Source organism: Pantoea sp. X-Soil-YNGN-785 (assembly GCF_059730585.1).
This window is the reverse complement of sequence record NZ_AP035942.1, coordinates 320,112-332,569: the sequence shown is the minus strand read 5'-3', so window position 1 is coordinate 332,569 and position 12,458 is coordinate 320,112. Positions and strand designations below refer to the sequence as shown.

Below are 12,458 nucleotides of genomic sequence, written 5' to 3'. Positions count from 1 at the left end.
CATGAGCCAAATACATAAACATCCCGTTCCAGAGAACATTGCAGCAAACACCCTGATTACGGCTGAACAGTACCAGGCGATGTATCAGCAATCTGTCGACGATCCAGACAGTTTCTGGGGCGAACAGGGCAAAATCCTTGACTGGATTAAACCTTACAGCAAGGTGAAAAATTGCTCGTTTGCGCCAGGTAACATTAACATTCGCTGGTACGAAGATGGCACGCTCAACCTGGCGGCAAACTGCCTTGACCGTCATCTCGCCACGCGCGGCGATCACCCGGCGATTATCTGGGAAGGCGACGACGCCAGCGAAAGCAAAACCCTGACCTTCCGCCAGCTGCATGCTGAAGTCTGTCGCTTCGCCAATGTGCTTGAGTTGCTGGAAGTGAAAAAAGGCGACGTGGTGGCGATCTACATGCCGATGGTGCCGGAAGCGGCGGTGGCGATGCTGGCCTGTGCGCGTATCGGTGCCGTTCACTCCGTGATCTTTGGCGGCTTTTCACCGGAAGCGGTCGCTGGCCGCATCGTCGACTCCAGCGCCTCGCTGGTGATTACCGCCGATGAAGGGATCCGCGCCGGTCGCAGTATTCCGCTGAAGAAAAATGTCGATGACGCGTTAAAAAATCCGAATGTCACCAGCGTGAAAAACGTGGTGGTGTTCCAGCGCACCGGCAAAGATGTAGGCTGGGTTGAAGGCCGAGATCGGTGGTGGCATGACCTGATGCGGGACGCCAGCACCAACCACTCTGCAGCCGAAGTTGGCGCGGAAGATCCGCTGTTTATCCTTTATACCTCTGGCTCTACCGGCAAACCCAAAGGCGTGCTGCATACCACCGGCGGTTATCTGGTTTATGCCGCCACCACCTTTAAGTTCGTCTTTGATTATCATCAGGATGACATTTACTGGTGTACCGCCGATGTCGGCTGGGTAACAGGACACAGCTATCTGATTTATGGCCCGCTGGCGTGCGGTGCCACCACGCTGATGTTTGAAGGGGTGCCGAACTGGCCAACGCCGAGCCGTATGGCGGAAGTGGTCGATAAACATAAAGTCACCCTGCTCTACACCGCACCCACCGCCATCCGTGCACTGATGGCCGAAGGAGACAAGGCCATTGAAGGTACCGATCGCAGCAGCCTGCGCATTATGGGATCGGTCGGTGAGCCCATTAACCCGGAAGCCTGGGAGTGGTACTACAAAAAAATCGGCAACAGCCGCTGTCCGATAGTGGATACCTGGTGGCAGACCGAAACCGGGGGCTTCATGATCACGCCATTGCCGGGTGCGACCGAACTGAAAGCAGGTTCCGCCACCCGACCCTTCTTTGGCGTGCAACCGGCGCTGGTGGATAACGAAGGTCAGCCCCAGGAAGGTGCCTGTGAAGGCAATCTGGTGATCACCGAGTCCTGGCCAGGACAGGCGCGCACCCTCTTTGGCGATCATGACCGTTTCGAGCAGACCTACTTCTCCACTTTTAAAAACGTCTACTTCAGTGGTGACGGTGCCCGTCGCGATGAAGATGGCTACTACTGGATCACCGGACGTGTCGACGACGTGCTCAACGTCTCCGGTCACCGTCTTGGCACTGCCGAGATTGAATCGGCGCTGGTGTCGCATCCTAAAATTGCCGAAGCGGCCGTGGTCGGGATTCCGCACAGCATTAAAGGTCAGGCGATTTACGCCTATATCACGCTGAATCACGGCGAAGAGCCGTCGCCCGAGCTGTACACCGAAGTGCGTCAGTGGGTCCGCAAAGAGATTGGCCCGCTCGCCACGCCGGATGTACTGCACTGGACCGACTCACTGCCGAAAACCCGCTCCGGCAAAATCATGCGCCGTATTCTGCGCAAAATTGCCACCGGCGATACCAGTAACCTGGGTGACACTTCTACCCTCGCCGATCCTGGCGTTGTCGAAAAACTGCTTGAGGAGAAACAGTCGATCAAAATGCCTTAAGCGCACGCTGTCCGGCGGGAAGATCGCTTCCCGTCACACCCGCCCTACGCAGTCTGTTTCGCTAGTCACAAAAATTATAACCAGCTGAATCCGCGCCCTGTCGTGAGGTTCTCGCCTGCAAGCCCTCTGGAGAAAATGTGATGAATGACGCCCTTTCGAATCAGGATGCAATCAATCAGCAGATTGAACGTAATCCCCGTTTTCATGAGTTAGTCCGTAAGCGCCAGGCGTTCGCGACGCTGCTGTCGCTGATCATGCTGGTGCTCTATGTCGGCTTTATCCTGCTGATTGCATTTGCCCCCGGCTGGCTCGGCACGCCGCTGCATGCCGGTACCAACGTCACGCGCGGTATCCCGATTGGTGTCGGGCTGATTGTGATGTCGTTTGTGCTGACCGGCGTCTATGTCTGGCGCGCCAACGGTGAGTTTGACCGTTTAACCAAAGCGATCCTCAGCGAGGTGAAATCATGACCCGTCTCACCTTATGGCTGCTGGCCTTAATGTTGCCGTTTTCAGCGCTGGCCGCCGATGCGATCACCGGTGCGGTGCAGCGCCAGGCGACTAACTATCAGGCGATTATCATGTTTACGATTTTCGTCGGTGCCACCCTGGGGATTACTTACTGGGCGTCAAAGCGAACCCGTTCGCGTAACGACTACTACACCGCAGGCGGCAATATCACCGGCTTCCAGAATGGCCTGGCGATGGCGGGTGACTTCATGTCAGCGGCCTCGTTCCTGGGCATTTCGGCGCTGGTTTACACCTCCGGCTATGACGGGCTGATCTACTCGCTCGGCTTCCTGGTCGGCTGGCCGATGATTCTGTTTTTAATCGCCGAGCGGCTGCGCAACCTGGGTCGCTATACCTTTGCCGATGTCGCCTCCTATCGTCTGAAGCAGATGCCGATCCGTACGCTGTCAGCCTGCGGTTCGCTGGTGGTGGTGGCGCTCTACCTGATCGCCCAGATGGTGGGAGCCGGTAAACTGATCCAGCTGCTGTTTGGTCTTAACTATCATGTGGCGGTGGTTCTGGTCGGCATTCTGATGGTGATGTATGTGCTGTTTGGCGGCATGCTGGCGACCACCTGGGTGCAGATCATCAAAGCGGTGCTGCTGCTGTTTGGTGCCTCCTTTATGGCCATAATGGTGATGAAAGCGGCCAACTTCAGCTTTAACACACTGTTCACCGAGGCGATGGCGGTCCATCCCAAAGGCATCGCGATCATGCAGCCTGGCGGGCTGGTCAAAGATCCTATCTCGGCGCTGTCGCTGGGGCTGGGGTTGATGTTTGGTACGGCCGGATTGCCGCATATTCTGATGCGCTTCTTCACCGTCGCGGATGCCAAAGAGGCGCGCAAAAGCGTCTTCTGGGCCACCGGCTTTATGGGCTACTTCTACTTCCTGACCTTTATTATCGGCTTCGGAGCGATTCTGCTGGTGGGTGCGAACCCGGCCTTCAAAGATGCCAGCGGCGCGCTGATTGGTGGCACCAATATGGCGGCAGTGCATCTGGCTAACGCGGTCGGCGGCAGCACCTTCCTGGGCTTTATCTCTGCGGTGGCCTTCGCCACGATTCTGGCGGTAGTCGCAGGCTTAACCCTGGCGGGTGCGTCAGCGGTGTCGCATGACCTCTACGCCAGCGTCTATCGTAAAGGCAAGGCGAGCGAGAAAGATGAGCTGCGGGTTTCCAAAATTACCGTGCTGGCGCTGGGCGTGGTGGCGATTGCGCTGGGAATACTGTTTGAGAAGCAGAATATCGCTTTTATGGTCGGGCTGGCCTTCTCGATTGCGGCCAGCTGTAACTTCCCGATCATCCTGCTCTCGATGTACTGGTCAAAACTCACTACGCGTGGCGCGATGGTGGGCGGCTGGCTCGGTCTGCTGACCGCGGTTATCCTGATGATCCTCGGCCCGACCGTGTGGGTACAGGTGCTGGGCAACGCCACGCCGATTTTCCCGTATGAGTATCCGGCGCTGTTCTCGATGGTGGTGGCCTTTGTCAGTATCTGGCTCTTCTCGATTACCGACCATTCGCAGCAGGGCGCAGAGGAACGTTCACGCTTCCGCGCACAGTTTATTCGCTCGCAGACCGGCACCGGTATTGAACAGGGCAAAGCGCACTGATCGCCATTTTCATTCCTGACGATCGGACAATAAAAAAGGGCGACTACCGGGGTAGTCGCCCTTTTCTTTCACGCAGCAGAATCAGAAGCGCAGTGATGCACCCACGTACGGGCCATCGACCAGCACGTTATCTTTGCGTCCATCTTTGTTGTTCAGTTCGATGTACTGATAACCCACACGCAGGTTAAGCAGTGAAACTGGCGTGAAGCTCAGGCCGCCAGCGGCTTCCTGATAGCTGTCGAGCTGATCGGTGAACGACTCTGGCGCATAATAATATTCGCCATACAGGCCCCACATGCTGTTCAGGCTGTAGTGCGCTGCACCACCCACCGCCACCGCAAACCCATCTTTTCCATCTTCAGGATGGGTGAAGATCGCTTTTGCGGTCGGCGCCAGACGCAGCGGCCCGAAGTCAACGTTGTAGCCCAGACCGGCACCGTAGGTGCTGCCGTCATGGTCGCTACGCAGCCAGTTACCTTTCAGAAACAGACCGGGTGTAGTGGTGCCCAGACCCAGATTCAGGTTGGTGTTGTGTTCGCTGACATCAACACTCCCTTCAATCGCCTGAGCGGCACCACTCAGTAAAACCAGCCCGAGGGCGCTCCCGGTAACAAGTTGCTTAAACATGATTCCACTCCGTGAAGGACAATTAATTCGGCCGCAAGGTTAACAGCCTGAAACGGGGAGACAACAAAATCCGGGAAACTTTACGTAAAAATACGTGTCGCGTTCAGAATTACAGCTGTCCCTGCGCAACGCAGTGTAGACTATATTGTCCACATCAGGTGTCCAATCACCGGAGCCAGTATCACGGTCACGACGCCCGAGAGCATCATGACCAGGCTGGCGACGACGCCCTCCTGCTGCCCAAGCTGATAAGCGCGAGCTGTGCCGGCACCGTGTGACGCAGCCCCAAACCCGGCCCCTTTCGCCACCCCCTGCTTAATCGCGATGCGCAGAAACAGCACGTCACCCACCGCCATGCCAAACACGCCGGTAATGACCACAAACAGCGCCACCAGATCGGGCTGACCGCCAATCGGTCCGGCTGCGGCCAGCGCAAACGGCGTAGTAATGGATCGCACCGCCAGACTACGCTGGATCGACTCCGGCAGCGTCAGCAGCCGCGCCAGCCAGACCGAACTGCAGACGGCGACCAGCGTGGCGGTCAGAACACCCGCGCTCAGTGACAGCCAGTGGCGTTTTATAATCTCCACGTTCTCATAGACCGGCACCGCAAACGCCAGCGTCGCCGGGCCCAGCAGCCAGAGCAGCCAGTGGTTTTCTGCAATGTAATCCTGCCAGCTGATGTGGGTCAGCAGCAGCAGTGCCACCAGCACCAGCGGCGTCATCACCAGCGGCATTAACAGCAGCGTCCGCCAGCGGCGGTAAAGCCGTTTATTCAGCGCATACACCAGCAGCGTAACCGCCACACACAGCAGGCTGAGCAGAAAATCACGCATGAGGATCCTGCTTACGCGCGGCGCGCGCGACTTCATAGTGATAAAGCCGATCCACCACCCAGGCGGTGGAGGCCAGCACCAGCAGCGTGCTGACGCCGATCACCACGCAGATGCGCCAGCCATCGACCCGCAGCAGATCGCCATAATTTACCACCGCCACCACCGCCGGAATAAAGAACAGCAGCATCTCGGCCAGTAGCCAGCGCGATCCGGCTTTTACCCAGTTCAGCGGCACAACCCGCGTCACGATTAACGCCAGCAGCAATAGCATCCCGACAATGTTGGCGGGCAGCGGCAGATGTAGCCAGCTCACCAGCCGGTCACAGGCGACAAACAGGCCGATATAGAAACCCAGCTGCAGCGGCAGGCTGATCCACTGCATGGCGCGGTTGCTGCGTAAAGTGAGTGCTGACGCCATCACCTTGTCTCCCCGATTAAATTGATGTCACCAGTATAAAACGCCAGCACAAGGTGAAAAAAATGAATTAAAATTATCGCAATCATGCCTTAAAGGAATAGTTATGGATGTCCGCGCCCTGCGTTACTTTACTGAAGTGGTCCGCCAGCAGAGCTTTACCCGTGCGGCGCAAAAGCTGTTTGTCACCCAGCCGACCATCAGCAAAATGCTGCGTCAGCTGGAGGAGGAGCTGGGCTGCACGCTGATCCTGCGAGATGGCCGTCGTCTGCACCTTACCGACAGCGGCCAGGCAGTTTATCAGCGCGGCCTGGCGATCCTGCAGGAGTTTCATCAGTTGGAGGCGGAGATTGGTGACATCAACCAGCTCAAAACCGGCGAACTGCGGCTCGGTATTCCGCCGATGGTCGGTATGCAGATAGCGGGATCGATTTCCGCCTTTCGCCGTCGCTATCCCGGTGTGAAGCTGAAAATTTCAGAGTTCGGCGGCCTGACCGTACAGCAGGCGGTGCTGGCGGGCAGTCTGGATATTGCCCTGACTGCGTTGCCGGTTGACCCTGAGCTGCCGCTGAACACGCTGCCCCTGATGCATCATCCGCTCTGCGTGCTGTTGCCGCGCCGCCCGGAGTGGCTCAGCCGCCAGCAGATAGGCCTGGCAGAGCTGGCAGAGCATCCCTTACTTATTTTCAATGAGGAGTTCTCGCTGAATCGTCAGCTGATGCAGGCGTTTCAGCGGCTTAACCTGACGCCAACGGTGGCGGTGCGCAGCGGTCAGTGGGATTTTCTGGCGGCAATGGTGCAGGCGGAGATGGGGCTGGCGATTCTGCCGGAGCCGATCTGTCAGCGGCTGGATAAGCAGTCGCTATTGTGGCTGCCGCTGGAATCGGAGCTGAAGTGGAGTCTGGGATTGATCTGGCGGGAAGGGAGTTATCTGTCGCGCAGTGCGCAGGCGTGGATCAACTGTTGTCGCGAGCACTGGCCGGATGAACCGCCGCGCCTGTCGGTATGAAAAGCTGGCACGCCCGCATGAATCCACAGGCGTGCCAGTCTGAGGCTTACTCTTCTTTTTCGATCAGCAGTGCTTCCAGCAGATCCAGGTCGTGCAGTAACGTCTGCATCGTCTCATTGGAGATCTGCTGGGTGGCGCGCAGATGATAGACCTCTGCGCGTTCGGCACGCAGCCCGGTCAGGCGGAAGCGACGCTCAAGGTTCTCAGCGTAAAGCGCATGCTCAAGATCATTCTTCCCTTCAGCGCGACGGCGTAAGTTGCCAATCACGCGCAGACTGACCTCTTTCAGCAGTTCCGGATCGATGTTCTCTTCCGACTCATTCTCCAGCCGATCTTCCATCTTATGCAGGCTTTCAATGGCGGCACCCGCCATCACCGCACGGGCATTCTGCAGCTCACGGCGATGGGCACCTTTATCGATGCTATCAATGCCGCGCAGCAGAATCGGCAGGATCACGACCCCTACCAGCAATGAGACCAGAATCACGCCGGTGGCGATAAACACCAGCTCATAGCGCGCCGGGAAGGGATCACCCGTGGTGAGGTACAGTGGAATTGACAGCACACCCGCCAGGGTAATCGCCCCGCGCACCCCGGCAAACGTGGCGATCAACAGCTCACGCAGCGAGTAGTTAGCGAACTCCAGCGGCTTCTTCTTCAACAGACGTTTGCTCAGACGCTGCATGATCCACAGCCAGCCAAAACGCACCAGCATCAGCGCGGCATAGACCAGCCCGATATCGGCGAACAACATCCACAGCTCGACGTTGGTGTCGGCCTGCGCCTGGTCGATAGAGGTCTGCAGAATGTCCGGCAGCTGCAGGCCCAGCATCAGGAAGACCATGCCGTTGAAGATGAATTCCAGCATCTGCCAGACGCTGTTAGCACGCAGGCGCATAGCCAGCGGTGCCTGACGAATAATACCGGAACGGGTAATAGTCATACCGGCAGCCACGGCCGCCAGGATGCCTGAGACACCCAGATGTTCGGCAATCAGGTAAGAAGCGAACGGCAGCAGCAGCAGCAGCACGGTCTGGGTCGCCGGGTCATCCCCGCTCCAGCGGCTGAACAGGCGCAGTGATTTCCCGTACAGCCAGCAGATGGCCACACCGGCAATCAGGCCGCCAATGGCGACTTTCATGAACTCAACGCTGGCACCGCCCCAGGTAAATACCATGGTGCCCATGGCCACGGCCACGGCAAACTTCAGTGATACCAGGCCCGATGCATCGTTCATCAGGGCTTCACCCTGCACGATCGACATAATCTTCTTGGGAATGCGGCCTTCACCGACAATGCCGGAGAGCGCCACGGCATCGGTCGGCGACAGCACCGCCGCCAGCGCAAACGCGGGGATCAGCGGGATACCTGGCACCATCCAGTAGATCAGATAGCCGATACCGATCACGGTAATCAGCACCAGCGCCAGTGCTAAGCCGATGATCTCGCGACCATGATGCAGGAACTCACTGATCGGCGTTTTCCAGCCATCTGCGAACAGCAGCGGCGGGATGAACAGCACCAGAAACAGCTCCGGATCAAAGTCGACATGCAGACCAAACGTGGGCCAGGCCAGCATCGCACCTACGGCGATCTGCACCAGCGGCAACGGGATCTGAAAAGGGAGAATGCGGGCCGCGACGCCAGAGAGCGACACGACCAGCGTCATGATGAGAATAGTAAAAAAGATTTCCATGCTTTCCTTAGGCGTCGTTTCTTTCAATCATTGGTTAAGCGCTAAAGTGTAAAACAAACGGCGGTGAAGGTTGTCAGCTACGCGTGCGCCGGGCGGGAAAAAAGTGAAAAATTCCGGGCGCGCAGTCGCACGCCCGGTTATACAGTCAGATCGCCCAGCCACCGGCGTAAAACGCCACCAGCGCGACGGCAATGATCACGGTGCCGACGTTGAGCTTACGCCATTCACCGGCGAACAGACGCCCCACTACGAGGCTGGCGAAACCGATCATGATGCCGGTCACGATGTTGCAGGTAAGCACGATGATCACCGCCGTGAGCAGGCCCGACATCGCATCGACAAAATCACCGAAGTCGACTTTCGCCACGTTACTGAGCATCAACAGACCGACATACATGAGTGCAGGCGCAGTCGCGTAAGCGGGAACCAGATAAGCCAGCGGCGACATAAACAGGATGGCGAGGAACAGCAGGCCCACCACAATCGCGGTGAGGCCGGTCTTACCGCCCGCCGCCGTTCCTGCCGCCGATTCGATGTAAACCGCAGCCGGTGACGCGCCTACCAGACCTGCGAACAGGCTGCTGACGGAGTCGCTGGTCAGCGCACGACCGCCATTGATAATCTGGCCCTGTTTATCCAGCAGGTTAGCCTGCCCTGCGACCGCGCGGATGGTGCCGGTGGCGTCAAAGACCGCCGTCATTACCAGTGCCAGCACGCTGGGCAGCACCACAGGCTGCATCGCACCCATGATGTCGAGGCTGAACAGCAGCGACTGACCGCTGGCGTCACGCAGGCTCGGCAGGGCAAACAGTCCCTGATATGTCACCGACGGGTCAAAGATCAGGCCCAGCAGCGAAATAGCGATAATGGTCAGCAGGATGCCGCCCGGTACCCGGCGCTTCTCCAGTCCGATAATCGCGGCCAGTCCCAGCAGCGTCATCATCACCGGGAAAGTGGTGAAGTGACCCAGCGCTACCGGCAGGCCCGGAGCCGGGTTTTTTACCACCAGACCCACGCCATCAGCGGCGATGAGCAGCAAAAACAGGCCAATCCCGACGCCGGTGCCGTGCGCCACGCCCATCGGCAGGTTACGCAAAATCCAGGCACGAATGCCGGTCACGGAGATCAGCGTAAACAGCAGGCCCATCAGGAACACTGCGCCCAGCGCCACCGGCACGCTGATATGCTGACCCAGCACCAGACTGAAAGCGGTAAAGGCGGTTAAGGAGATGGCACAGCCAATCGCCATCGGCAGGTTGGCCCACAGTCCCATAAGGATGGAACCAAAGCTGGCGACCAGACAGGTGGCGACAAACACGGCGGAGGGGGAGAAACCGGCTTTGCCCAGCATTCCTGGTACCACGATGACGGAGTAAACCATCGCCAGGAAGGTGGTGAGTCCGGCCAGAATTTCCTGACGCACGCTGCTGCCGCGCGCCGAGATCGAGAACCAGGCGTCCAGTTTTCCACTGGCCGGGCGTGATTCAGTTGACATAGTTGAGCCTCAAAAATTTTTGTTGTGTGGATCGCTCTGCGACCATCGCTGTCCCTGGAATAAGCGGGTAAACGGCGTCACTGTCGGGATTAACCCGCCAGGCAAACGTTTACCTTGCCGCAGATAATTAGCCGTCAAAAGCGGCCAGATAAAAAGGCATACGATTATCCGGCGTTTAGCGCCACGTTTTCAACTCTAAGAGGGAGATTCTTTGGCATAAAGATTGGGCGTAACAGGCTGGCCGACACCCGGCTGAAGCCAGTCTGAAACGCTGAGGCCATAAACTTAATGTCATATAAAGAGAGGATTTACACCGGCGCAGCGGTGATCGTACAGCACGCGCCGGTGGAGAGAGACGATTAACCTGGCAGCGAAAGCTCGCCGCCCTGCGCAATCGCGCGTTGCCAGGCGGCGCGCTGCTGCACCGTCTGCAACCATTTCCCGGTGGCGGGCATCTGATTGAGTCCGGCACGGCGCGCCAGTGCCAGCAGCGGAAAGCTCATCTGGATATCCGCAATGGTAAAACGCTCACCGGCAAACCAGGGATGCGCCGCCAGATGCTGTTCGATCATCTGCCTGTGCGGCTTAAGCTGTTTATCCAGGAACGCCTTCTGCACCCCTTTGCCAAATGCCGCGCCGACCGGACGCAGCAGCCACGGCACCGGCGCTTTGCCCATCTGCCCGAAGATCAGCTTCATTACCAGCAGCGGCATCAGTGAGCCTTCAGCATAATGCAGCCAGTAGCGGCACTGTAACCGTGACGCCTCATCACTCACTTTCAGCCGGAATTCGCGATCATATTTCCCTTCAAGGTATTCGAGAATAGCACCCGATTCAGCTACCACCTGGTTTCCGTCAGTAATGACCGGCGATTTTCCCAGTGGATGCACTTTTTTCAGCGCCTCCGGGGCCAGCATGGTGGGTTCGCGTTGATAGTGTTTAATCTGGTACGGCACTTCCAGCTCTTCCAGCAGCCACAGCACCCGATGCGAGCGCGATTTTTCAAGATGGTGAACGGTGATCATCATGATTCCCTGTGTGTTGACCTTCACCAAGTATAGACATCACTCCACAGGCGGATGTTTATCATCCTGTTCCGGGTCAAGCAGCACTGCACCCGAGCCCTGCTGACCCAGCCGGTCGCCAGGATTGCGCAGCGGACAGTCGCGCATCGACAGGCAGCCGCAGCCGATACAGCCATCCAGGTCATTGCGCAGGCGAGTCAGGGTTTCAATGCGCTTATCCAGCTCTTCGCGCCAGTGCCGGGTCAGCGCATCCCATTCCGTCGTCGACATGCGCTTATCGGGCGGAATGTGGTCAAGACTGTCGCTGACCGTCGCCAGCGGGATGCCAATGCGCTGCGCAATCTTGATGATCGCCACGCGTCGCAGCACGTCGCGGCTGTAACGGCGCTGATTACCGCTGTTACGGGTGCTGAAAATGAGGCCTTTGGTTTCATAAAAGTGCAGCGCCGAGACCGCCACACCGCTGCGGCGCGCCACTTCACCGGGTGTTAAAACCGGTTTTGGATAGTTGCGTTCTTTTTTCATCAGACCCTTTACCTCAAGTTAACTTGAGGAATTATACTCCTTCTCCATTGAAACCCCTAAACTCCCATTACCCCTTATTAAGCACCAGAAGGATGAGGCCATGATGCAAGAAGAGATCATTCATTCCCTGACGGACTGGATTGACCAGAACCTCGATAAGAGCCTGTCGATTGATGAGGTTGCGGCAAAATCAGGCTATTCGAAATGGCACCTGCAGCGTATGTTCCGTTCCGTGACGAAACAGACGCTGGGTGGCTATATTCGTGAGCGCCGCCTGACGCTGGCCGCAGAAGCGCTATCGCAGACACAGCGTCCGGTGTTTGATATCGCGATGCAATATGGCTATGACTCGCAGCAGACCTTCTCCAGGGTGTTTCGTCGTCAGTTTTCACAGACCCCGACAGCTTACCGCCACACCATGCGCCGCCAGGCGATTCAGCGCCCTCGCCTGCTGAGTTTTGGCTGTAACGACGGCATTACCAGCTTTACCCAGCGCACCACCGGCGAGTGCTGCCCGGTCCGTTAATTCTTTGCTGCGCCCGCTCCGGGCGCATCTGCCTGATTTCCCCCGCCGTTCTTCTTCTGCTGCTCACTTTTTCCGCACGTCACTACCATACAAGAGTCAAATTTTGTTCAAAATTTAAAATCGGGTGATATAATGTGACCCAAGTCACACTTTGAACCTGGGTTGACGGCAAAAAAGTCCTACCTGACACACTTTTTTGTCGCCGGTGATGTCCGCAGATTGTCA

The 12,458-nt window shown here is 57.6% G+C and carries 12 protein-coding genes; 5 read left to right on the top strand and 7 right to left on the bottom strand.

Annotation, left to right across the window (positions count from 1 at the left end):
* The first annotated feature begins 1 nt into the window (after window position 1).
* From acs to AC6I8E_RS01450, 3 genes are all read left to right on the top strand, one after another.
* Entirely contained in the window at window positions 2–1,957 is a 1,956-nt protein-coding gene (gene acs, locus AC6I8E_RS01460) for an acetate--CoA ligase (protein WP_095706360.1), read from the top strand.
* A 140-nt stretch (window positions 1,958–2,097) separates the two neighbouring features.
* On the top strand, window positions 2,098–2,427 hold the full coding sequence (locus AC6I8E_RS01455) for a DUF485 domain-containing protein (protein ID WP_013359807.1): 330 nt from the start codon (window positions 2,098–2,100) through the stop codon (window positions 2,425–2,427).
* Entirely contained in the window at window positions 2,424–4,079 is a 1,656-nt protein-coding gene (locus AC6I8E_RS01450; RefSeq protein WP_013359806.1) for a cation acetate symporter, read from the top strand. Before AC6I8E_RS01455 ends, AC6I8E_RS01450 begins: the two co-directional genes overlap by 4 nt.
* An 81-nt stretch (window positions 4,080–4,160) precedes the next feature.
* Here AC6I8E_RS01450 and AC6I8E_RS01445 read toward each other — a convergent pair whose 3' ends face one another.
* From AC6I8E_RS01445 to AC6I8E_RS01435, 3 genes are all read right to left on the bottom strand, one after another.
* Window positions 4,161–4,706 carry a YfaZ family outer membrane protein gene (locus AC6I8E_RS01445; RefSeq protein WP_013359805.1) on the bottom strand — a complete coding sequence of 182 codons (546 nt, stop codon included), beginning with the start codon at window positions 4,704–4,706 and terminating at the stop codon, window positions 4,161–4,163.
* 140 nt (window positions 4,707–4,846) lie between these two features.
* Window positions 4,847–5,542, bottom strand: a complete 696-nt coding sequence (locus AC6I8E_RS01440) for an LrgB family protein (protein ID WP_013359804.1) — start codon at window positions 5,540–5,542, stop codon at window positions 4,847–4,849.
* Window positions 5,535–5,960 carry a CidA/LrgA family protein gene (locus tag AC6I8E_RS01435; RefSeq protein ID WP_013359803.1) on the bottom strand — a complete coding sequence of 142 codons (426 nt, stop codon included), beginning with the start codon at window positions 5,958–5,960 and terminating at the stop codon, window positions 5,535–5,537. Before AC6I8E_RS01435 ends, AC6I8E_RS01440 begins: the two co-directional genes overlap by 8 nt.
* 103 nt (window positions 5,961–6,063) lie before the next feature.
* Between AC6I8E_RS01435 and AC6I8E_RS01430 the strand changes: the two genes are divergently transcribed.
* Window positions 6,064–6,966 carry a LysR family transcriptional regulator gene (locus AC6I8E_RS01430; protein ID WP_033784476.1) on the top strand — a complete coding sequence of 301 codons (903 nt, stop codon included), beginning with the start codon at window positions 6,064–6,066 and terminating at the stop codon, window positions 6,964–6,966.
* Between the two features lie 46 nt (window positions 6,967–7,012).
* Here AC6I8E_RS01430 and AC6I8E_RS01425 read toward each other — a convergent pair whose 3' ends face one another.
* The 4 genes from AC6I8E_RS01425 to soxR form a co-directional block, all read right to left on the bottom strand.
* Window positions 7,013–8,662: a Na+/H+ antiporter gene (locus tag AC6I8E_RS01425; protein ID WP_013359801.1), complete on the bottom strand. Its 1,650-nt coding sequence runs from the start codon at window positions 8,660–8,662 to the stop codon at window positions 7,013–7,015.
* A 145-nt stretch (window positions 8,663–8,807) separates the two neighbouring features.
* A complete protein-coding gene (locus AC6I8E_RS01420) occupies window positions 8,808–10,157 on the bottom strand; it encodes an NCS2 family permease (protein WP_013359800.1) in 1,350 nt (449 codons plus the stop codon).
* 359 nt (window positions 10,158–10,516) lie between these two features.
* Complete coding sequence (locus tag AC6I8E_RS01415; protein ID WP_497824679.1) at window positions 10,517–11,182, bottom strand: glutathione S-transferase family protein; 666 nt, start codon at window positions 11,180–11,182, stop codon at window positions 10,517–10,519.
* A 39-nt stretch (window positions 11,183–11,221) separates the two neighbouring features.
* Entirely contained in the window at window positions 11,222–11,707 is a 486-nt protein-coding gene (gene soxR, locus AC6I8E_RS01410) for a redox-sensitive transcriptional activator SoxR (RefSeq protein ID WP_013359798.1), read from the bottom strand.
* 100 nt (window positions 11,708–11,807) lie between these two features.
* Here soxR and soxS point away from each other — a divergent pair, with 100 nt between their 5' ends.
* Window positions 11,808–12,233 carry a superoxide response transcriptional regulator SoxS gene (soxS, locus tag AC6I8E_RS01405; protein ID WP_013359797.1) on the top strand — a complete coding sequence of 142 codons (426 nt, stop codon included), beginning with the start codon at window positions 11,808–11,810 and terminating at the stop codon, window positions 12,231–12,233.
* Window positions 12,234–12,458 lie beyond the last annotated feature (225 nt).

What these genes read in the sequence shown, in the direction of transcription:
- soxR (WP_013359798.1), bottom strand. Translation starts at nt 11,707, where the DNA reads ATGAAAAAAGAACGCAACTATCCAAAACCGGTTTTAACACCCGGTGAA.
- AC6I8E_RS01440 (WP_013359804.1), bottom strand. Translation starts at nt 5,542, where the DNA reads ATGCGTGATTTTCTGCTCAGCCTGCTGTGTGTGGCGGTTACGCTGCTG.
- AC6I8E_RS01445 (WP_013359805.1), bottom strand. Translation starts at nt 4,706, where the DNA reads ATGTTTAAGCAACTTGTTACCGGGAGCGCCCTCGGGCTGGTTTTACTG.
- AC6I8E_RS01415 (WP_497824679.1), bottom strand. Translation starts at nt 11,182, where the DNA reads ATGATCACCGTTCACCATCTTGAAAAATCGCGCTCGCATCGGGTGCTG.
- AC6I8E_RS01425 (WP_013359801.1), bottom strand. Translation starts at nt 8,662, where the DNA reads ATGGAAATCTTTTTTACTATTCTCATCATGACGCTGGTCGTGTCGCTC.
- AC6I8E_RS01450 (WP_013359806.1), top strand. Translation starts at nt 2,424, where the DNA reads ATGACCCGTCTCACCTTATGGCTGCTGGCCTTAATGTTGCCGTTTTCA.
- AC6I8E_RS01420 (WP_013359800.1), bottom strand. Translation starts at nt 10,157, where the DNA reads ATGTCAACTGAATCACGCCCGGCCAGTGGAAAACTGGACGCCTGGTTC.
- AC6I8E_RS01435 (WP_013359803.1), bottom strand. Translation starts at nt 5,960, where the DNA reads ATGGCGTCAGCACTCACTTTACGCAGCAACCGCGCCATGCAGTGGATC.
- acs (WP_095706360.1), top strand. Translation starts at nt 2, where the DNA reads ATGAGCCAAATACATAAACATCCCGTTCCAGAGAACATTGCAGCAAAC.
- AC6I8E_RS01430 (WP_033784476.1), top strand. Translation starts at nt 6,064, where the DNA reads ATGGATGTCCGCGCCCTGCGTTACTTTACTGAAGTGGTCCGCCAGCAG.
- AC6I8E_RS01455 (WP_013359807.1), top strand. Translation starts at nt 2,098, where the DNA reads ATGAATGACGCCCTTTCGAATCAGGATGCAATCAATCAGCAGATTGAA.
- soxS (WP_013359797.1), top strand. Translation starts at nt 11,808, where the DNA reads ATGATGCAAGAAGAGATCATTCATTCCCTGACGGACTGGATTGACCAG.